The organism is Flavisolibacter ginsenosidimutans (genome assembly GCF_007970805.1).
Lineage (GTDB): Bacteria > Bacteroidota > Bacteroidia > Chitinophagales > Chitinophagaceae > Flavisolibacter > Flavisolibacter ginsenosidimutans.
This window is the reverse complement of sequence record NZ_CP042433.1, coordinates 3,112,654-3,133,417: the sequence shown is the minus strand read 5'-3', so window position 1 is coordinate 3,133,417 and position 20,764 is coordinate 3,112,654. Positions and strand designations below refer to the sequence as shown.

Below are 20,764 nucleotides of genomic sequence, written 5' to 3'. Positions count from 1 at the left end.
TTTATTTCTTCGCGGCGCCGGCTACCATCTCTGCCACTTCCCTTTCAGGATAACCGGTGGTACCAAATTCTACCACACGGCCAATTTCTTTTCCGTTTTTCATTACAATAAACGTGGGAACGTTGGTAATGCCAAAGGCTTCCGAAAGATTGTAGAGTGTTTTCTTGCTGCGGTCAACGCCAATTAGTGTAATGCGGTCCGGAGAGAAGCCTGCCGCATCGGCGGTGACGAAAAAATGCGGAAGTGCCATGTGCGTGTCTTCGCACCAGGTGCCGCCAAACACAAGGATGTTCACGGCGTCTTTTCCCGCCGCAAAACTTTTTACGGCATCGGCATTGGGCGTGAAGCTTTTTTGCCCCGATGGAAACCAGGCAAAGGCGGTATCAGTCAGTAATTCCTGTTTGGTAAGAAAGCCTTTTACAACTTTATTTCCGTGCGAATCGCGGCTGATCTCGGCCGATGGTGTTTGCGCAAAAATGTATTGGACAGAAAGAATTGCAAAAGCAAAAAAGAAAAACTTTTTCATGGCGAATGTTATCGTTCAAAATTAAGTGCCGAACGATATAACGCATGTTAAAAACAAAGCCGCTATTTCACCTTTTTGAGCAGCATCACGTAGCCGCACAAATCTTTTTTCTTTTGCTTGTTTTGCTGCACGGGTTTTATCATGTGAAACTCGGAGAACTTCGGGATGTAGGAGAACGAAATGATGTTTCCGTCCACATCGCCCCAAAGTTTTTTCTGATACACTACCATCTTTTCATCCCAGTCGTACATGCGCACTTCATAAAGGCGGGAGCTCATGTCGCCGATGAAGACAAACTGGTACCACGAACCTTGTTGCAAGGGCACTACCACCGGCATTTCGTATTCGCTTTCCATAGCAACGGAGGCCTCTTTAATTACCTGAAAGCCGTCGTGGGCATAAACTTGTTTTAAGCTGTCGGCTTGCCTTTTTATGTCGGCGTTTTCGCATTCCCGCAGGCGAATAACGTCTTGTGCACGCAAAGAAGAGAAGCTGGAGCAAAGGATGAGTACAAAGGTGGGAAGGAGGAGTTTTTTCATAGTTTTTTACAGGTTATTGGACGGGCTTAAAACTAACCGTTTTTCTTTTCCGCTCAAAGCGAACGACGGTTTAAATTTTAGACCTTAAGGCACCTAAAAATTAGCGCTTGCTAAGGTACAAACGCAGGCTGGCAAGGACAAGGGCTGCGTGTTAGAATTTTCCAAATCTTGGGAGGAATTGATATTGCGATAGTGGGAGAAGAGGCGATTCATGCAAACGAAGTGGAGGAACCTTCTCTGCTAAACAACACGCAAACCGGGTGTTTAATCACTCAATATTCCAACATCTCAAGACCTTATTATCGTCTCAGCTTTCACGGTTAAAATAAATGCCGTCGGCTTGCTGCACGCAGGTTACCACAAGGTCGTTGATGCAAACATTGGGCGGCAGCGTGGCGCAATAAAAAATAATGTCAGCTACGTCTTTCGCCGTAAGGGGTTCAAGGCCGGTGTAAGTTTTTTTGGCGGCGTCTTCATTGCCTTTAAACCGCACCAGCGCAAACTCGGTTTCTGCGGCGCCGGGATGGATGGCCGTAACCTTGATGCGGTGCGGAAGCAACTCTATGCGCATGGCTTTGGAAACTGTTTCCACGGCGGCTTTGGTGGCGCAATACACGTTGCCTTTGTCGTAAACGTCCTTTGCTGCAACGGAGCCAAGGTTAATAATGTGGCCGCTATTTCGCGGAATCATCAACGGTAACACGGCTTTGGAAACGTAAAGCAGCCCTTTCAGGTTCGTATCAATCATCGTTTCCCAATCATCAATATCGGCTTCTTCAAAGGAATTGCGGCCCAGCGCCAAGCCTGCGTTGTTGATCAAAATGTCAACCTCTCTCCATTCTTCGGGAAGCGTGTCAATAGCGGTAAAAACAGCGCGGCGATTCTGCACGTCAAAGGGAAGCAGGTGGCAACGAATGCCGTAGTCGTCTTCCAGTCTTGATTTCAGCGACAAGAGGCGGTCAACGCGGCGGCCATTTAAAATCAGTGCGTAGCCGTTTTGCCCAAATACATCGGCGCAAGCTTCGCCAAAACCCGATGTGGCGCCGGTGATAAAAACCGTTTTCATGCCGCCGAAGGTAAGCGAGAATTGGGGTTGGAGGTTAGAGGTTAATTATCCACGTCCCTCAACGATGGCCGCACATCCTTTGGATCGCGGCTTTCGTATTTTATTTTAAAGGCAGAAAGCTTGGGCATATATGGCCGCTTTCTTTTCAATTCGTATTGGTAAATGGTTTGTCCTAATTGGTAAAGAAAAGGGTGGCCGATGCTTTCGTATTCGTACTTGTTGTCATTCAAAATTTCATCGCTGTTTACGTACAGCGTCGCGGCCAGCATGAATTCAACCTTGTTTTTAAAATCCACTACGTAACTCACATCGGTTAAGAAACCGTAAGCCCAGCCTACTTTGTTGAACACTCTCATGTTTGGCGGCATACGGTGTGTGCTGTCCCGAAAAAAAAATTTTACATAGCTGTCGTAAAAGGTTGCGGTATCGTATTTCGGGTCGGGTGTTTCGGAAGGAAACTGGGAAAGATAACGGTACAGAAAACGGTAATCATCCCTGGTTAAATGAAACCGTTGTGTTGCTGTCACTGATTGTGGAAACAAAACCGATTGCAAAATTTGCCGCAGATCTTCCAATGAAATATTGTTGTGCGGCGTAAAATCAAAGGGTTCGTTAATCAAACTGTCGTTGCGGTCTAAATGCGCTTTGCCAATTTTAATTACCCGGCTAAAATCAAACGAATCTTTGTTGTACGCAGGCGGTTGTTCGTACAACGTATTTCCTTCGGCATCTACAAAACGCAGCGCATTGGTATAGCGGTTTTGCTCCGGTGTTAATCCTAAAAACTGCCGGGTGATGCGCACATCGGCATAACCTTTTTGATGAAGGTTGCGGTTGATTTCACCCTGCCCGATAAATTGGTAAAAGCGGTTGTACGGATCGTTCTCGCTGATTAAAAAAGCCCGTTTGATAAACTGCGCAAGACTTGGCTTTCCGCTAATCGCCGTTGTGTCGTTGTACAAAGGACGTTGCCAGGGTTGGCTGCTGTCGAAAAGAATCGTTGTGTATTTGTTGACACCGTTGCGGTGAAGCCCGTTCAATTTTTCCAGCGCCAGAAAAGCCAACGGCATCTTTACGGTAGAGGCCGGATTGAAATAAAGCAGGGAATCGTAATGAAAGAAATAGTTTGTAAAGCTTGGCCGGTTTTTCTTGTCGCGATTAATTTGCGTGTAAACGATTTGCAACCGGTATTTATCCGGATGCTGAAGCACTTCCTGAAAGACAGCGTTCTTGTTCCCGTTTAAAATTTGCGCAAGAAAGCTATCTGTTTTTGGTTGCGCAGAAAGCACAGTAAGTAAGCCGTTCGCAACAATCAACCAAACCAAAACCGGATAGCGCATCGGCATTTTTATTTTCCAATTTACCACGATACAAGTTCTTTGGGTTGGTTGTTTACAAAAAACTGGACACTGCGGGCACTGCCAACTTTGGGTATGGCCGCCATCACAACGCTGCTCTTTTCACAGGTTGAATCGGCGTCGCGTTGACAGCTTTGAGCGTAAACGTTTACCGTTTTTCCGGCTACTTCTGCCCGTGTAAAACGGAAGGCTTGCGAAGGGAGTTGTTTGGTTAAAATTGTAACCACCATTTGGCCGTCAAAATTTGGTTTGCGGGCTGTAGAAGAAGCGGCAAAGCTTGCGTGAAAAGTCGTTGCGTCCTGAATGACCTGGTAGGTTGTGTCTGCTTTAACTGAAACGTTTTGTGCGCTGTATTGCAAAAGCGGCACAATGCCAATGGCCGAAGGATTTTTCATCCGCGACGATGAGCAGGCTGTTATCGCAAGCAGTAAGGTGACCGCGAGTTGAGTGCGCAAAATTTTCATAAAAGCTTTTACGGCAAGATATTTCTTTTGCCGTAAAAATCAGGTAGCGATGTGTTCTTGCATAGAAGAAGGTTTCGTGCTTCTCTTAGCCTTAAGTGCTACTGCTCCGTTCTCACGCTGTCCACAATGTATTCGCTATCGCCGCGCCAAAAAGCCGGGCTGTTTTTTTGCTTGTAGTGAACGGTAACGCCGTGTCCTTGCAGGTTGTCCATTTGCTGTGCCACGCCTGCATCGGTTACGGAAAAATAAAATTTCTCAGAAGCCAGCGGCACGTTGTTATTGCCTTTCACGCTGCTTAAAATCATTTCGCCTTCGTAGGTTTTAAAGAGGTTGCCCCGCTTTGAAAATTTTTGCAGCAAGCCATAACGATAACCTGAACTGTAGGTAAAGTAATAGCGCCACCACACAAAAAGCGCGGCGGCAAACAGCAAGATCAAAACAACAATAGTGAGAATGCGGCCACCTCTTATCCTGCGCTTCGGTGGCAGCGGCGTTGCGGTTTGTTCCATACAAGGCGATTTGAAAAGGAGGTTGAAAAAATCATTCCGTTCAGAGCCCGGCACACGGTTTCAAAAATAAAAAAGCAGGGTGACAATGGCCGCCCTGCTTAAATTTTTACCCGCAACTGACCGGGCTTTTGAACCTTACTTCTGAATGTTGTTGTTCACAATCTTGGCCAGTTCAAACATCGAGATTTGCGCTTTGCCAAACAGCGGTTTCAGTTTTGCGTCGGCGTTAATCATGCGTTTGTTTGTCTTGTCCTGAAGACCGTTCTTCTTAATGTAATCCCACACTTTTTTTACAATCTCGGTGCGGGGCAGCGGCTTGTTGCCCACTACTTCAGCCAGCGTGCTATTGGGTGTCAAAGGCGCCATGAAGGCGGCGTTGGGAGTTCTTGCCGATTTTTTTGCAGCGGCTTTTTTTGCAGGGCTTTTTGCCGCAGTTTTCGTCGAAGCCTTTGTCGCTGCTCCTTTTTTTGCGGCTGTTTTTGTGGCGGCTTTGTTTGTCGCTTTTGCCATGATAAATTGAATTTAATGGGTTAGTATAAACGAGTTTACCGCTACTAAAATTAATGCTATCCGTGTAAAGCAGCCAAAAGATTTTTCCAGAGTTGTGTACGGGGGAAAAAGGGGGTGTTGAAGGCCTGTTTTTCGCTGCGGTAGAGAGCCGCCATCCGACACAAAAACCGCCGGGCTTCTACAATTTTTATGGTTCTCGCTTTGGTGTAAAATCTGGTTTTACGAATAATGTAAATTCAACTTTTATGGCACAAAAAACAACCTGCGGCAAAGGATAGCCATCGGGCAACAAGCCCACGTCCGGCACGGGGCATCCCGACGAAAGTAAACGATGGAAACAGAACGGACGACGAGCGACTAACGAAGGATCATGCTCACGACGATGAAAATCTGAACGAAAGCGTACCCGAAAGGCGCCCCAATCGTAACGTGGACAAAGGAGCGTAGCACATACTGTTTACGCTTGTATAACGCAAGCGGCGTTTGTGTAAACAGCACCGGCTGCGTTCGTTTTAAAGCGATTGTTGGTACACAATCGGCACTTCGGGCTGGTCATCGGCGGGCTGCACGTAAACGTGCCGCTTTGTTTGTACGTAGTCGGATTGTTTAACCAGGTTTTGCTGCGACCGGTAGCGCAACAACACGAAAGAGAAAACGGCGATGCCGAGCAGCATCATCAAAAAAATCCAGGCTCTTGTGTTTAACGAACGCATCCTTGGTTGATCATTCCTCGCTGTCATACCTACGGTTTTTCTTTCCACGATTTTTGTTGACAAGAAGAACAGGGCAGAAATTGTGCCCGTGCAAAGAAGCAGAAGACGAAATAAAAAGGAGAGAGCCAACTATCGGAGTCGAACCGACGACCTATTCATTACGAATGAATCGCTCTACCAGCTGAGCTAAGTTGGCTGATGCGGCAAATATAAAAACAGGGAATGTAAAATCTAAAATGTAGAATGTAAAATCTAAAACGAGAGGCTATAAAGCAAAGGGAAACAGTTTTACATTTTGAATTTTACATTTTTTATTCCACATCCGCTTCCCACAAACCTTCTTCAATTACTTCCAGTAAATTTTTGTCCGGGTCGTGAAAGTAAAAGGAGCGATGATGTCCATCCCAGTTATGCTCGTGTAAAATTTCAATACCGGCCTCTTTTACTTCCCACAAGGTTTTATCGTACTCGTTGCTTTCCACTTCAAAAGCAAAATGAACCGGACCGCTTGCGCCGTGCGGCGGTAATTCTTTTTCCTGCAATGTTTTGGCGGCCACAAAACAAAGCAGCACCGACTCGCCGGCTCTAAAGAAGACGTGTCTTTCTTCCACAAAAGAAATCAGCGGCAGGCGAAGCATTGTGTTGTAAAACGTTTTTGCTGTTTGCAGGTTGGTTACGTAAATGCAGGTTTCTTTAATACGAGCAACGTTCACGGCAAGGCTTGATGATTGCATAAATTTAATCCAAAGAAATTGCAACGCGATGGTCACACTTCCTTCTCTGCTCGACAACGATTTCTACAAGTTTACCATGCAGCAATGCGTGGTTAAATTGTTTCCGCGGGCCAAGGCCCGCTATCGTTTTATTAATCGCGGTCATCACCTTTTCCCGCAAGGTTTTGCCCAGGCCTTGCAAGCATCGGTAAACGCAATGGCTTCGCTGAAACTAAGCGGCGAAGAAAAGCAATGGCTGGCGCAAACCTGTCCTTACCTCGACCCGGTTTACCTCGATTTTCTGCAAGGCTATTGTTACGATCCATCGGAGGTGCTGATTGAACAAAACGGTGATGAAGTAAGTATTTCGGTAGAAGGCCATTGGTACCGCACTATTTTGTGGGAAGTGCCGCTGCTTTGCCTCGTTTCCGAAAACTATTACCGCTTGCAAAATGCCGTCCGCGAAAGTGACGCTGAAGTGGAACAAAAAGCAAAACGGAAGATTGAAAGCTATGCCGACATGAACGTAACGGTTGCGGAATTTGGTACACGGCGGCGGCATTCATTTGACGTGCAAGAGCATGTGATAAAAGCGTTGAAGCAATACGGAAAAACTTTTGTGGGCACCAGCAACGTTTACCTGGCCATGCGGCACGATACAAAACCCATTGGCACTCATGCACACGAATGGTTTATGTTTCATGCGGCGCGATACGGCTTTAAAATGGCCAACGCGTTGGCTCTGGAAAACTGGGTGGCCGTTTACCGCGGCGATTTGGGCATTGCCCTTTCCGATACATTTACGACCGAAGAATTTTTCGAAGTCTTTGATAAAAAATTGGCCCGCTTGTTTGACGGCGTTCGGCACGACAGCGGCGACCCGTTGGCCTTTGCCGACAAAACCATTCGTCATTACCAACGTCTCGGCATTGACCCGTTGAGCAAGACCATTATTTTTTCGGATGCGCTGAATGAGGAGAAGGTGGCCGCCATTGCTGCGCATTGCCGGGGCCGAATTGGAATGTCCTTTGGTATTGGCACCAACTTCACCAACGACGTGGGCTTAACGCCAATGAACATTGTGATGAAAATGACCGAAGCCTTGCCGGAAGGACAAGCATGGACACCGGTTGTTAAACTCTCCGACGAACCCATGAAGCATACCGGCGATGAGCGCATGATTGCGCTGGCGAGGGCCGTGTTGCAGATGGAATGAAAACAAGCGTGATGAAAGATCGTTCGTTGTTAGCTTAATTGTTTTTGCATTTTGTGATGGCCGATGCCCACTTCAAAAAACTGTTCGCCGCAAATTTGGTAACCGCATTTTTGATAAAAGCCAATGACCGCATCTCTTGCGTGCATCATTAGCATTTTATAGCCTCGTTCTTTCGCAATGTTTTCGGCAAAAGCAAGAATGGCTGCGCCGATGCCTTTTTGCTGAAGTACGGTATCTACGGCCATTTGGCGCAATTGCAAGGTGTTTTCGTCAACGGCTGTGAGAATGCAGCAACCAATTAAATTGTCTTCTTCATAAGCGCCGATTAAAACATCGCTCCTTTCTTTTTCAGGATTGATGTAGGAACGCGGAATGCCGATGGGATCGAGCAAAACCTTCGTGCGAAGCGCAATCATAGCCTCGTATTCGGGTGTGTTTGTGGTGATTGTTTTTAATTCCATAGCCGCGTTAAATATAAGCCTCGCAAACGGGCGGGGCGACGTAAGAAGAATTGCATTGCTGTGATTTTCTTTGTGCTCAATAGCGAGCAAAGCGTACAAGCGTGCGACGCAACGAAAGTTCAATGGATAGATGAACCCTTGGTTCATAAAAATATTTTCGTACGAAACAAAGGAGCAAAGGAGAAGAAGAGCATCGGCGCACATCACGCCAACCTCGAACCTCGAACTTTAAACCACTTTCATAAACGGCCGGCGCACGTCTTCCTCTTCGGCCAATTCGTGCAGGGCCACGGCCAGCTTGTTGGTCTTTACAAAATTGCACCAGTGACAATCGTCCTTGCCGCAGCCGGTGTAAAAATCCTTGCGCTGGATCTTCATCCACACGTCTTTGATCTGCTGTTTTACAAGGTCAATGTCAATAGAAGAAATGGACATTTTTTCTTTCCGGTATTGTTTCTTTTTATCGGGTTCCACAAAATCAAATTCAACCGACGCAACGTTCCAGTCTTTGGGGTAGAGGTCCAGCAAAATCTTATAGAAAACGGCTTGCCGCCAGTAATCGCCGCCGGCCGGTTCTTTGCCCGGCCTTACTAATTTGTCGGCGCATTTTTCGGGATCGCCGGTTTTGTAATCAATCACCGTGGCGTCCTTGCCGTTGAATTCAATTTTGTCAATAAAGCCGCGCAATGGAATGCCGTCGAGCATTTGGTTGCGAACGTTTAATTCCACCGCCACCACTTTGTTCCATTTGGTGATGTAGGTGTTGTAGTAGTTCTTTAAAATTTCCAACCCGTATTCCAATCGCCGCGCAAATTGTTCGCGGGTAAAACTTTCGCGGTGCCGCTTCATGTGCCAGGTAAAGTCGCCCAAAAAATCATCAAGCAAAGGAAAGTTCTCCGTCTTCTTCATTTTGTTGAACAAACTTTCCAAAGCATAATGCACCGCCGAACCAAACTCCATTGCTTCGTTGCGCGGCGAGGGAATGCGAACCACGTGCTGGTAATAAAATCCAAGCGGGCATTTTAAATAGGCGTTTAGGGTAGATACGCTCATTGTAAAATTTTGCACGTAGCGGTCTATCACGTCGTCGTCGAGATGTGCCACTTCCGGCGCCGTGGCCTTCTGGAATTGCAGCACGCTGAATTCGGCAAGCGTGTCATCATTTAAACGCACCGGCTCGTTCGGCAGGTTGTGCTCTGTTTGAATTTCGGCAAGAAACATCGTTGCTTCCAACTGCTTGCCTTCGTTTGTGTAAGCAGGGTAAGAAATGTAAAGATGTTTTTTCGCTCTTGTCAACGCTACGTAAAACAGGCGGCGCAATTCCTCGGTATCGTTGGCCTTTGCACCCGTTAAAAACAAGGTATCGGGAAAGGAAAATCCATTGAAGGGCTTGCGTTTTTTCTCCCAGCAATTTGAGGCGTTGCCAACAAAAAACACGTACTCAAATTCCAGGCCTTTGGAGCCGTGCGCTGTTAAAAGGTTCACACCTTTTTCCGCGCCGCTTACCTGCACCAACGGAAGAACCAAGCCTTCTTTTCGCATCAGTTCAATGCGGTTCATGAACTCGTGCAGCGGCAGCAAAGGATGGCGACGCGTTTCTTCTTTCACGTGTTCGTAAAAGCCGGCCAGGAGTTGCATCAGTTTATTCTTGTCGGCGTGCTGCATAATGTGACCGAGAAAGCCCGCTTCGCGAACAACTTTTTCCAGCAAGGTTTGCAGGGTTTCGTTCGAAACGGCTTTGATCAGTTCTTCAAAAATTTTCGACGCTTCTTTCAAGCTGTTGTGCAGTCCCGTATCGAACAAAGTTTTTTGCGGTTGGGCCGCTTCTTCGCAAAGCCATTGCCGCAGCGAGGTTTGCTGCCCTTTGTATTGCAACTCCGACACCCTCATGCTGGCCTTTGCAATTTCAATGGCCGGAATGTTGAGCCATTCAACGTGCAAAAGTTCAAACAACATTTCGTCGCCGCTGTACGGAATGTCGTGTTCAGCCGTGAGATAATTTAAAATGAGAAGCAGTTGCTGAATCAAGGGCTGATCAAGAATGTTGAGGTTGCGTTTGCTGTAATACGGAATGCCTTTTAGCCGCAGGTAAGCCCCCAGTTCCTCGCCGTATTTGTTTTCGCGGTAAATAATGCCGATGTTGTTGCCCGCAACGTTTTGTTTGATCAGTTCTTCAACCTTTAGCACCGTGCCGATCATTTCGTCGCGTTGCGTTTCATATTCGTATATCGTTGGCCGTTGGTTGTTGTTTGTTGTTCGTTGCAAGGACTCGCCGGCCAACGGCAAACGATCAACGGCCAACAATTCTTTGCTCAAGCCGTTAATCTTTTTCACCAACCGCTCTTCGTTGTTTTCAATAAGTGTTTTTGAGATGTCAAGAATAGGTTGTGTAGAACGATAGTTATTCACCAGCACAACTTTCAGCAAATCTTCTTCGTAAACTGAAGCGAAGGTGAGCATGTTCTCAACGTTGGCGCCTTGAAAACGGTAGATGCTTTGGTCGTCATCGCCCACCACAAACACGTTTGGCTTGTCCCAGTAGTTAATCAGCAATTGCACAATTTTGTTTTGCGAGCCGCTGGTGTCCTGGTATTCGTCCACCAAAATGTATTGAAACTTTTCCTGGTAATTGCGCAAAAGGTCTTCATTTGTTTCAAAGGCTTCAATTACCCAGGCAATCATGTCGTCAAAATCGTAACGGTTGCGGCTGCGCATGAGCGTTTGAAATTTTTTAAACTCGCCGCAAGCCGCCCGCAGCTTTTCCATCCGCTCTTTCTGCTCTTCAATCTTGTCCCACCGCACATCGCCTTTCTTAAAATCCTTGGTGGCCCGCTTGCAGATGTAATCATCGCGGTATTGCAGGTCATTGATGTACTCGTCAATCTTTTCGCAAATGAAATCACCCGTCCATCCTTCTCGTTTCATCAGGCTGAAAAGATTTTGCAAAGCGGCCATCTCAAAGTACACATCACCGCGGTAGCGCTTGAGCGGATGATCTTTTGGGAAAGCGTCAATGAGTTCTTTCATCAACTCAATGCGCTCCAGGTCGGAAAGCTGATCGAGCGCCGTTTTTTCAAACAAGCCAAGATTGTCTTGGATAACGTCGTTGCAAAACGCATGAAAGGTGGAGATGTTCACGCGGTAGGCGTCGGGACCGATGAATTGCGACAGGCGGCGGCGCATGGCAATGGCGCCGGAATCGGTGTAGGTAAGGCAAAGAATGTTGCCTGGTTCTGTGCCAATATCCGTCAGCAATATTTTACCGATGCGTGCACTGAGGATTTGTGTTTTTCCCGTACCCGGACCGGCAATTACCATCACGGGACCTTCGGTTTGGTCAACAGCGCGGCGTTGTTCTTCATTGAGGCGGTTGTATTCTTCGTTAAATTTTTTGAGAAGTTGGTCACGGTTAGCCATAAGCCAAAACTAAGATTTTTGGGAAAGACGGTGGACGGCTTTTCGGCCAGGCAGAAAATTTACGCGTCTTGCATTCATGCACTTGACGGTAGAGCACAGGAAGCCTCTTACTATAAACAAAAAAGCATTTGAAGAGCCATGGGCTTTCAAATGCTTTGATAATAAGCTTGCAGCAGGCGGGCTGCGGCTATCTTAATGCGTTAACAAGTAAAGGACAATAAATCCAATGGCGAGTGAGCCGAAAATTAAAAGGCCACTCATTTTCTCTGAAATTTTGCTGTTGCTATTCATACTGGCAGATTTTTTAAAGCAAGGGCTTTCAGAGGGGATGGGCAGGAAATTCAGAGGAAGGATGCGGCAAATGTAATGGCCGTAAGCCAATTCTGCAAACCTCAGCCGGTTCTGTAACAATCGTTAACTTGGCTCAACCACTTTTAATACATTTTGCTGATGAAAAACGTTTGCCTGTTCGCCTTCGCATTTCTTACGCTTCCGGTTTGCCGCGTTTACGCCGGTGAAAGCAATTTGGCAACCGACACGATGCACTACCAATTGGTTTGGGCCGATGAATTTAAAGGCAATAGGGTTGATACCACTGCCTGGTTGTTTGAAACCGGCAACAGCGGCTGGGGCAACAACGAACAGGAATTTTACCAGGCGTCGAACGCAACGGTTAAAAACGGAAACTTAATCATCACGGCAAGAAAAGAAGCGGTGGGTACAGCGTCTTACACATCGGCACGAATGAAAACGCAGGGCAAGAAAAAATTTTTATACGGCCGCATCGAAGCAAGAATAAAAATTCCCGTTGGTCAGGGTTTATGGCCTGCCTTCTGGATGCTGGGTGAAAATATAGCGACCGTGGGCTGGCCGAAGAGCGGCGAGATTGACATCATGGAGCACATCAACACCGACAGTCTTTTGTACGGCACGGCGCATTGGGACGGAGGGAAGGGCCACGTTCAATCGGGCGACACGATTTTATTTTCACCGTCGGTTTATCATGTGTACGATGTAGAATGGACGCCTGAAAACATCATCTGGCACATTGACGGAAAAGAATATCATCGCTTAAACATTGCAAACAGTGCCCACAACACCGCGGCCTTTCATCAACCGTTTTTCATCCTGCTCAATTTTGCCGTTGGCGGCAATTGGCCGGGCCATAAAATAGACGAGAGCAAATTACCAGCAAGCATGTACGTGGATTATGTTCGTGTCTATCAGTTGAAGTGATGTAATTATTCGCCGCTTTGCTTTTTAAACACCAATTGCTCATTGGCTTTTGCACGTGTCATTAACACTCCGTCTTTCTTTTGCAGCAAAGGCAAGGATGTGTAATTCCATTGCGGGTGCGTACTGGCAATCCAATCGGCCGAAAGGTTCAGCGTTACCACAAAATTGTTTGCAGTATCAGTGGGAAATTCAATTCGCTGTCCAAAAAGTTTGTTCAGCGTGCGAAACACAATCCTGCCGCCGCTTCGCCTGTACACAAATTTTTTTGTACCCGAAGCGTCGTTGCCAAACAAATAACTTCCGCGTCCGCTCAGTTCAAGGCCAACGGAGATTTTTGCGCTTATGTTCGCACCGTCTTTATCAAGAACGGTGAGCCAGATGCTGTCGCCGGGAACGGTAGCGGCTTCAATACTTTTTACGACGGCAAAGGTTTTTGGATTGACCGGTGTGAATTTAATGAGGTCTTTTTCTCTTGTCCATTTTCCAAATGAAAGTTGCGGCGAGGCTTCGCAACCGGTTTGGTAAGCATAAGTGCCGTCGGTATAAAGTTTAAGCGTGCTTGTACAAGCCGTGCTGCTCTGCTTTGCTGTGTACGTTTCGTGCGGTTGTGCTTGTGCAAAGAAGGCACAGGAAGTAAAAAGAAGGGCGAAAAAAGATTTCATGGCAAAAAGGTAAGCGTAAATATAAAGTGGTTTCGTGCGACGTAACCAAAGCATTACGATGGCCACAAAGCTTGTTGCATAAAAGCAATTGAAAGGAGTACAAGTTTGAAACGTATCGTGCAAAGCGGCGTTGGTATAAGCGTGCTTGTGCGTTACGGGTGCGGCCAGTATATTGCGCCAACAAACAATTCGGATGGAATCAACTATGCCGGCAACCAACAGCGCCACTTCTTCAGCGAGTACAGAAACCGTTTTGCAAGTCGAAAACCTGCGTGTGACCTACGGTTCTTTTACGGCCGTTCACGACGTTTCATTCTCCGTGCTGGGCGGCGAAATTTTTGGCTTACTCGGCCCGAACGGCGCCGGCAAAACCAGCAGCTTAAGTGCCATTGAAGGACTGCTAAAACCAGCGGCGGGCAACATTGCCGTGGGCGGCTACAACCTAAAAGAAAAGCCGCTTCATGCCAAGGCAAACATGGGCATTCAGTTGCAGTCAACTTCTTTTCAATCCGAACTGACCGTAACCGAAATCATTCGGCTATATGCCGCCGTTTACGGCCTCTCGCTTTCCGATAGCGAGATTGAAGCCTTGCTTCAAAACATAAAGCTTGAAACAGCGAGTAGTAAACGTTTCGGCCAGTTGTCGGGCGGACAACAACAAAGGGTTTCGCTTGCCATTGCCACCATGCACAAACCCAAATTGGTTTTGCTGGACGAACCGACAACCGGCCTTGATCCGCAATCGCGGCGGCAGTTGTGGGAGCGCATGGAAAGTTTGCGCAACGCCGGTCACGCCATCTTGCTCACCACGCATTCAATGGAAGAAGCCGAAGCCGTTTGCGACCGCATTGCCATCATTGACCACGGCCGCATCATTGAAATAGACTCACCGCAAGCGATTGTTGACCGACATCGAAATGATGCGGAAGTGATTCGTGCTTCGCGTAAAGGAAAGATTACACTCGAAGACGTTTTTATTGGTTTAACCGGAACGGCCATCCGTTCTTAAAAAACATTTATGTCTGCTGTATTGCCCAAAACATCCGCTGCCATGGCAGCCTTGCTTCGCGCCGATTTTACCACGCAATGGCGCAACCGCCGTTCGGTCGTTCTTGTGTTGCTGGTGCCCGTTATTATCTTAATGTCATGGAAAGGTTTGGTCAGCAAACTCGGTCCGGCCTTTGTGCTTTCCACCGGCATTACCATTGGCTTAACGGCCATTGGTTTAATGGGCTATTCCAATGCCCTGGCAAGGGATAGAGACAAAGGAATTTTTCAGCGCCTGCGGGTAGCGCCCATTCCTACTTCGTACATCATGATGAGCCGTCTTGCGGTGCAAATGGCGATGATTATTTTATTGACAACGCTGGTGTTTATCGTGGGTTATCAACGCCTGCACATTGAATTGCCGGCACAGAGTTACGTGCTTGGCTTTTTAACCGCTTTTGCCGGTGGCGCTTTGTACCTGGGATTGGGGCAAATGATTGCGGGACTGGTGAAGAATTCCGAGACGGTAAACTCCACTACCCGCCTTGTGTATTTTGTTTTCATCATGGTGGGCATGTTTGGTGATCTGGGGATGCTGGGCGAGCAGATAAAAAAGATTGTGCATTGGTCGCCGTGGGGCACGGTAAAAACCATTGTTTCGGCGGGACTGCAACCCGGTGGTTGGAGCAACGAAGCCACCGTGGCTTTGCTCGTAACGGCCGCTTATGCTTTTGTATTTTCTTTCCTCGGCATTAAGTGGTTCCGGTGGAATGTGAAGTGAGGGGGAAGTTGTAAGTTTTAAGTGATAAGTTGTAAGTGTTGTTTAAAGAATTAGGTCTCTTTTATTGCCACATAAAGCCATGCTTCCTTACCCGATGCAAGTTTGATTTTGATTCTCTCATAACCTTCGGGTTCGTATTTGTCTGCATTCAACAGTTCTTCTTCTGTGAGTTCAAATGCAGTGCCTTCAATGCTGTCGTTTTCGTTGTTTGTAGCTACAGCCGTTTGCTGCATCGTTTGTTCGCCTTTGGCAAGAAAGGCTTCGTCTTTTATTTCAACGGTTGTTGTTTTGTAACCGTTCAACACATCAGGCCATCCTTGCAAAATTCTTCCGAACAAAGCAATTTGTGTTTGTGTTTTTTGAAGCGTGCCGTATGAGAAAAGGCACTGGTTCAATGAAGTGTTGTTTATCGATAGTGAGAACGGAGAACGTATTTCGAAGAAGCAGATTTTGATGTCCTATTGCTTCATTGACGTTCTATCGTTGGGTATTAATACACCGTTGAAAGGTAGTTTTGTCGCCACTTTTTTGCAAATACGATGTTAGGGGCATATCGGATTTTACAAATGCGAGGCTGTCAAATGCCAATCTCTTTTTGTGCGAGGGCAAAAGCGGTGACATTTCCCTGTATAGCGGAACCTTGATTGTATCGTCTCGTACGCAATTATAATGCACCAACGAGTCGCCGACGGGTCTTTCGCCGATGAAATAGTAAACGTTTTGATTAGGGTGCTGATTGGTTTCAAGGATGTCGTAAACAAGTATCAAATGATGCCAGGGTTCTTTCGTGATTTTCGTTTTTCCAATTACGTAAACTTGGCTTGTCCATGCATGTTCCAGCCACGCCTTTTTTAGTTTCAGTCGATGGCTGCTATCCAACGACAGGTCAGTTTTGCAGGGAACAACCTCAAATTCAAAGACGCCTTTCTCCTTTGCTTCTTCGATGCTTTTGCAATAGCCACCTGACCACGGAGGACTTTTCTCATTCCCTTTCGATAGGATGAAGTAAAATAGTACAGCGAGTGACAGAATAAAAACAGACAGGATTATTCCTCGCATCGAATTGTCTTAAAGGTTAAAGCTGTGATTTTGGTTGCCGCTAACATTTGTATTTGCGTACGTTCTTGTTCCAAACATACTTAATTATCAACGGTAACAGGAACAAGAGATGGTGCAATCCAACCCGCCTACAAACTTCTTCTTCCAGTAGTTTTGTTCTTTCAACCTTAATCACAAATCATGAAAGCAATTATCCTCACCGAAGCCGGTTCACCCGATAACCTTAAACTTCAGCAAGTAGATACACCGCAACCGAAAGAAGACGAAGTGTTGATAAAAATAAAAACCATCAGCATCAATCCCGTTGATGTCAAAACCCGCAAAGGCGGTGGCTTGTTGGAAGGACTGCAAAAGAACCCGTTAGTGATATTAGGCTGGGACGTTGCCGGTGATGTCGTGGCCGTTGGCGCAAGCGTTACCAAATTCAAAGAAAGCGACAAGGTCTTTGGCATGATAAACTTTCCGGGCAAAGGAAAAACTTATGCCGAATACGCAACCGCTCCCGAAGCGCATTTGGCGCACATTCCCGACGGCATTAATTACGAAGAAGCGGCTGCTGCAACACTGGCCGCACTTACAGCCTGGCAAGTGTTGGTGCACCAGGCCGAAATACGAGCCGGGCAACGAGTGCTGATTCATGCAGCGGCGGGCGGGGTGGGGCACTTTGCCGTGCAAATCGCCAAGCATTTCGATGCTTTCGTCATCGGCACTGCATCAGCGGCCAATAGCGATTTTCTTAAAAGTCTTGGCGTTGACCAAACGGTTGATTACACCCGCGAAGATTTTTCGCAAACGCTAAAAGACATTGACATTGTACTGGACCCAATCGGCGGTGCAACCACCATCAAATCTTTGCGGGTACTAAAGCCAGGCGGAACACTCGTGTCCATTGTGGGCGGCGTAAAGGAAGAAGCGCAGTCCATTGCAGGAGACAGCAACTTCACAGCAAAAAATTACCTCGTGCATTCCAGCGGCAGGGACATGGAGCAACTGGCGATCTTGTTAAAAGAAGGAAAGTTAAAGCCCTTTATTTCGAGCCGCTACACGCTTGAACAAATGCCCGAAGCGCACCGCAAAATTGAAACTGGAAAAACGAGGGGAAAGATCGTGGTTAACGTTGGTTAAAGAAATGGGCTTGCCTTTCATGGCTGAAAAAAATTGGATAATTTGAAGGGCTTCTGCTGAAGAAAACAGGAGCAAAGTCGCCGATGAAAAATATTATTGCACTCCTTCTGTTTTCTTTCCCGGCTCTTGCCTCTTTTGCACAAAAAGAAAAGCTGGCAAAAGTTGTTGCGGGCTTCCCGGTGAATTACGAAGAAGACAGCGTGGGCACTTACGTTCTTCCCGATCCATTGACGTTGAACAATGGACAAAGAGTGACCAATGCAAAAACATGGATGGAGAAGCGCAGGCCGGAAATCGTAAAGCTGTTTGAAGAAGAACAATTTGGCAAAGCGCCGCAGCGGCCTTCCGACATGCACTTTGATGTGTTTGACAAAGGCACCGAAACCTTTAACGGCAAAGCCATTCGCAAACAAGTGCGTGTGTATTTTACAAAAGACACGACGCACAAGATGGATTTGCTCATCTACCTTCCAAAACAAACAAAGCCTTCACCACTTTTGCTCATCATAAATTTTTCTGCCAACAACAGCGTGGTTGACGATGCCAGTGTAAGGCAAGGATTCATCTGGACGAAAGAAGGCAAGAAGATTCCCGCGCCGAAAACATCCTTCGGAAAGATTAACGTTGATACGTTTGTCACGCAAGGCATCGGCGTTGCCACGGTTTACTACGGCGACATTGAGCCCGACTTTAAAGAAGGTTTCAAATACGGCATTCGCGGCGCTTATTTAAAACCCGCACAAAGCTATCCTGCTGACGACGAATGGGGTGCCATCTCCGCCTGGTCGTGGGGCTTGAGCCGTGCGATGGATTATTTTGAAACGGATAAAGACATTGATGCAAAACGCATTGCTTTGCACGGCGTTTCAAGGTTGGGCAAAACCGTTTTGTGGACGGGTGCAAAGGACCCGCGGTTCAAACTGGTGATTGCCAGTTGTTCGGGCGAAGGCGGTGCGGCCTTGAGCCGTCGCAACTACGGCGAAAGCATTAACCACATGACCGATACGTCGCGTTACTTTTACCAGTTTGCACCCAATCGCCACAACTATGCAAGTGATCCGAATAAATCGCCGGTAGATGCGCACATGCTTGTTGCGTTGATGGCTCCGCGACCATTATTGCTACAGACAGGTGATACCGATTATTGGTCCGATCCGAAAGGTGAATTTTTAGCGGCAGTCGCCGCGGAACCTGTTTATAATTTGTTCGGCAAAAAAGGCCCCGGTACAACGGTAATGCCGCAACCCGGCGATCAATCACTCTTGAACACATTGGGCTATTACATGCATGCTGGTGGTCACGGCACTGTTCCATCCGACTGGGCTGTGTACATGACGTTTCTGAAAAAGTATTTGTAATCACGAATGAAAAATGTAAAATGAAAAAATCAAAATCTGCGCTCCAATAGCAAGGCATTTTTCATTCTATATTTTAATTTTTCATTGTTCGCTTCTCATGCACGACAAAAACTCTCGCCGCCGCTTTTTAAAACTTGGTGGACAAGCCTTGCTTCTAAGCCCTCTCGCTTCTTCGCTTATAAGTTGCGGCACAACAAAAGTTTCCACCGGTAGTACGCCAGCCACAAACCACAAACCCCAAGCGCCAAACCTTTTACTCAACGTTCGCGACTTTGGCACAACAGGAGACGGCAAAACAAAAGACACGCTTTCCATTCAACAAGCCATTGACCGTTGTTGGGTGCTTGGCGGCGGAGACGTTTTGTTTCCGGCAGGAGATTATTTCACCGGTGCAATTGCATTGCATTCAAACGTTACGCTTCGACTGGAGAAAGGCGCAAGCATCATCGGTTCACCCGATTTTGCCGATTACCCCGTGGCGCAAGTGCGTTGGGAAGGCAAGTGGATCAAAGGACACACGGCTTTGATTTATGCATTTGATGCGGTCAATATCGGCATCATTGGCGAAGGAAAAATCATCGGCAACAATGCCTTGGGCGGACGGCCAAACGAAAAATATCCCTTGCGTCATCCGGCACTGATTGAACCCATTGGTTGCAACGGCATTCACTTCGAAGGTTTCTCCACGAGCTATCATCTCATGTGGTCCATTCATCCAACCTATTGCGAGAACATTACGATAAAGAATCTAACCATTCGCAGCACCGGCGGTAACGGCGACGGCATTGATCTTGATTCGTGCAAGCACATACTCATTGACGGCTGCGACATTGAAACCGGCGATGATTGCATCTCGCTTAAATCGGGAAGAGGCATGGAAGGCTACACATTGCTGCGCACCACCGAAGACGTACACATCACCAACTGCACGTTTGCCGACACCATCTTTGCTTGCATCGGCATCGGCAGCGAAACATCGGGCGGTATTCGCAACGTACTCATTGAGAACTGCAAATTCACCAAAGCGCAAACACACGCCATCTACATCAAAAGCCGTCCGGGCCGCGGTGCTTTTATTGAAGACATTACCTGTCGCAATCTTGATGTGTCGGGAACAACGCAAGGTTTTCTCCGTTTTAATATTTTGGGTAGCGGTATTCAGGACCCCGAGCCTGTGCCCGGCGATGAAGGCATTCCCACGATAAAGAATTTCCGCTTCTCGGACATTCGCGTGAACGATGTGCCGGTGCTGGTTGATGGCAGTGCGGTTCATCCAACAAAACCATTGAACGGATTGGTGTTGGAGAACATCAGCGGTACGTGCAAAAATGGAATCACGCTGGCCAACGTGAAGAACGCAAAGCTTCGCAACATAAATGTTTCGGGTTACAGCGGCCCGCTTCTTTCAACCTACAACGTAAGCGGAAGTGGCCTGGAAGGTGCTGTTGCAATTGAGCCACCGAAACTTCCTGAGCCGATTGTTGCGCCGGCGCAGCCGTACAAGTTGCATTGAGGGGTGAAAAGAAAGAGATGGTAAATTTTGTTTCCGGCTTCTGTAATTCTGTTCATCGTCTGTTGCGTCGCACACTTGTGCGTTCGGGAAGGCTATTCGGCAAGCGAATGTTTGTAACAGTATTATCAATTAACAATTTGGCTTTACTTAAAATTCTTTTTTGTTTCCAGTTGCGGTAGGCTAAAGGTTAATTTCTCAGTTGTGTCTAAATTTGAAATTACTGTCATTTTCCCGTCCGCAGTCGTGTCCCATTTCGCCCACCGATTTCCGCTAACTGTTTTTAAGATATAAATACTGTCTCCTTTACAAGTGTAGGAATATCTTTCGTGTTCTTCATCCCAATCTCCGATATACTTTCTGAAGTTAACAGAGTCAGTCAGATAGTCGGCATCAAGTCCCAACGAATTTGCTTCATAAACTTCAACGAATAGTCTTCTGTCGCATACTCTTGATGTGAATTTGTATTTATGACTTCTAAAGCAACTTGTCAATAAAACAATTGAAAGAGTACCGCATGTAATCAGGGTATGGAACTTTATCATAAGCCTTAA

The 20,764-nt window shown here is 47.0% G+C and carries 20 protein-coding genes and 1 tRNA gene; 7 read left to right on the top strand and 14 right to left on the bottom strand.

Going from position 1 to position 20,764, the window contains the following annotated elements; all coding sequences use genetic code 11:
* Position 1: 1 nt before the first annotated feature.
* The 10 genes from FSB75_RS12995 to FSB75_RS12950 form a co-directional block, all read right to left on the bottom strand.
* Positions 2 to 526, bottom strand: coding sequence for a thioredoxin family protein (locus FSB75_RS12995; protein ID WP_146788185.1), 525 nt, complete (start codon positions 524 to 526; stop codon positions 2 to 4).
* Between the two features lie 62 nt (positions 527 to 588).
* On the bottom strand, positions 589 to 1,065 hold the full coding sequence (locus tag FSB75_RS12990; protein WP_146788182.1) for a hypothetical protein: 477 nt from the start codon (positions 1,063 to 1,065) through the stop codon (positions 589 to 591).
* 307 nt (positions 1,066 to 1,372) lie between these two features.
* A complete protein-coding gene (locus tag FSB75_RS12985; RefSeq protein ID WP_146788179.1) occupies positions 1,373 to 2,131 on the bottom strand; it encodes an SDR family NAD(P)-dependent oxidoreductase in 759 nt (252 codons plus the stop codon).
* A 41-nt stretch (positions 2,132 to 2,172) separates the two neighbouring features.
* Positions 2,173 to 3,471: a serine hydrolase gene (locus tag FSB75_RS12980; protein ID WP_146788176.1), complete on the bottom strand. Its 1,299-nt coding sequence runs from the start codon at positions 3,469 to 3,471 to the stop codon at positions 2,173 to 2,175.
* A 20-nt stretch (positions 3,472 to 3,491) separates the two neighbouring features.
* Positions 3,492 to 3,953, bottom strand: coding sequence for a hypothetical protein (locus FSB75_RS12975; RefSeq protein ID WP_146788173.1), 462 nt, complete (start codon positions 3,951 to 3,953; stop codon positions 3,492 to 3,494).
* A 98-nt stretch (positions 3,954 to 4,051) separates the two neighbouring features.
* A complete protein-coding gene (locus tag FSB75_RS12970; protein ID WP_146788170.1) occupies positions 4,052 to 4,462 on the bottom strand; it encodes a hypothetical protein in 411 nt (136 codons plus the stop codon).
* Positions 4,463 to 4,597: 135 nt separating this feature from the next.
* Positions 4,598 to 4,972 (bottom strand): SWIB/MDM2 domain-containing protein, encoded by a 375-nt coding sequence (locus tag FSB75_RS12965; protein WP_146788167.1) that lies wholly within the window; start codon positions 4,970 to 4,972, stop codon positions 4,598 to 4,600.
* 512 nt (positions 4,973 to 5,484) lie between these two features.
* On the bottom strand, positions 5,485 to 5,712 hold the full coding sequence (locus tag FSB75_RS12960) for a hypothetical protein (RefSeq protein WP_146788164.1): 228 nt from the start codon (positions 5,710 to 5,712) through the stop codon (positions 5,485 to 5,487).
* Between the two features lie 96 nt (positions 5,713 to 5,808).
* Positions 5,809 to 5,881 (bottom strand) — tRNA-Thr (locus FSB75_RS12955).
* A 115-nt stretch (positions 5,882 to 5,996) separates the two neighbouring features.
* Complete coding sequence (locus tag FSB75_RS12950) at positions 5,997 to 6,419, bottom strand: VOC family protein (RefSeq protein WP_227990575.1); 423 nt, start codon at positions 6,417 to 6,419, stop codon at positions 5,997 to 5,999.
* A gap of 28 nt (positions 6,420 to 6,447) precedes the next feature.
* Here FSB75_RS12950 and pncB point away from each other — a divergent pair, with 28 nt between their 5' ends.
* Positions 6,448 to 7,614, top strand: a complete 1,167-nt coding sequence (gene pncB / locus FSB75_RS12945; RefSeq protein ID WP_146788160.1) for a nicotinate phosphoribosyltransferase — start codon at positions 6,448 to 6,450, stop codon at positions 7,612 to 7,614.
* Between the two features lie 29 nt (positions 7,615 to 7,643).
* Here pncB and FSB75_RS12940 read toward each other — a convergent pair whose 3' ends face one another.
* Positions 7,644 to 8,222, bottom strand: coding sequence for a GNAT family N-acetyltransferase (locus FSB75_RS12940; protein WP_227990573.1), 579 nt, complete (start codon positions 8,220 to 8,222; stop codon positions 7,644 to 7,646).
* Between the two features lie 81 nt (positions 8,223 to 8,303).
* A complete protein-coding gene (locus FSB75_RS12935; protein WP_146788157.1) occupies positions 8,304 to 11,492 on the bottom strand; it encodes an ATP-dependent helicase in 3,189 nt (1,062 codons plus the stop codon).
* 450 nt (positions 11,493 to 11,942) lie between these two features.
* On the opposite strand from FSB75_RS12935, the gene FSB75_RS12930 reads away from it, so the two are divergent.
* Positions 11,943 to 12,728 carry a glycoside hydrolase family 16 protein gene (locus tag FSB75_RS12930; RefSeq protein ID WP_146788154.1) on the top strand — a complete coding sequence of 262 codons (786 nt, stop codon included), beginning with the start codon at positions 11,943 to 11,945 and terminating at the stop codon, positions 12,726 to 12,728.
* 5 nt (positions 12,729 to 12,733) lie between these two features.
* Here FSB75_RS12930 and FSB75_RS12925 read toward each other — a convergent pair whose 3' ends face one another.
* Positions 12,734 to 13,390 carry a hypothetical protein gene (locus FSB75_RS12925; RefSeq protein ID WP_146788151.1) on the bottom strand — a complete coding sequence of 219 codons (657 nt, stop codon included), beginning with the start codon at positions 13,388 to 13,390 and terminating at the stop codon, positions 12,734 to 12,736.
* Positions 13,391 to 13,583: 193 nt separating this feature from the next.
* On the opposite strand from FSB75_RS12925, the gene FSB75_RS12920 reads away from it, so the two are divergent.
* Positions 13,584 to 14,399, top strand: a complete 816-nt coding sequence (locus FSB75_RS12920) for an ABC transporter ATP-binding protein (protein ID WP_146788147.1) — start codon at positions 13,584 to 13,586, stop codon at positions 14,397 to 14,399.
* A gap of 9 nt (positions 14,400 to 14,408) precedes the next feature.
* A complete protein-coding gene (locus FSB75_RS12915) occupies positions 14,409 to 15,158 on the top strand; it encodes an ABC transporter permease (protein WP_146788144.1) in 750 nt (249 codons plus the stop codon).
* 50 nt (positions 15,159 to 15,208) lie between these two features.
* Here FSB75_RS12915 and FSB75_RS12910 read toward each other — a convergent pair whose 3' ends face one another.
* Positions 15,209 to 15,553, bottom strand: coding sequence for a gamma-glutamylcyclotransferase family protein (locus tag FSB75_RS12910; protein ID WP_172623139.1), 345 nt, complete (start codon positions 15,551 to 15,553; stop codon positions 15,209 to 15,211).
* 844 nt (positions 15,554 to 16,397) lie between these two features.
* On the opposite strand from FSB75_RS12910, the gene FSB75_RS12905 reads away from it, so the two are divergent.
* The 3 genes from FSB75_RS12905 (at position 16,398) to FSB75_RS12895 (ending at position 20,213) form a co-directional block, all read left to right on the top strand.
* The gene (locus FSB75_RS12905; protein WP_146788138.1) at positions 16,398 to 17,342 is read left to right on the top strand and encodes an NADP-dependent oxidoreductase; all 945 of its coding nucleotides are present in this window, start codon (positions 16,398 to 16,400) and stop codon (positions 17,340 to 17,342) included.
* Positions 17,343 to 17,425: 83 nt separating this feature from the next.
* Entirely contained in the window at positions 17,426 to 18,700 is a 1,275-nt protein-coding gene (locus tag FSB75_RS12900; RefSeq protein WP_146788135.1) for an alpha/beta hydrolase family protein, read from the top strand.
* A 97-nt stretch (positions 18,701 to 18,797) separates the two neighbouring features.
* Positions 18,798 to 20,213: a glycoside hydrolase family 28 protein gene (locus FSB75_RS12895; protein ID WP_146788132.1), complete on the top strand. Its 1,416-nt coding sequence runs from the start codon at positions 18,798 to 18,800 to the stop codon at positions 20,211 to 20,213.
* The last annotated feature ends 551 nt before the right edge of the window (positions 20,214 to 20,764 follow it).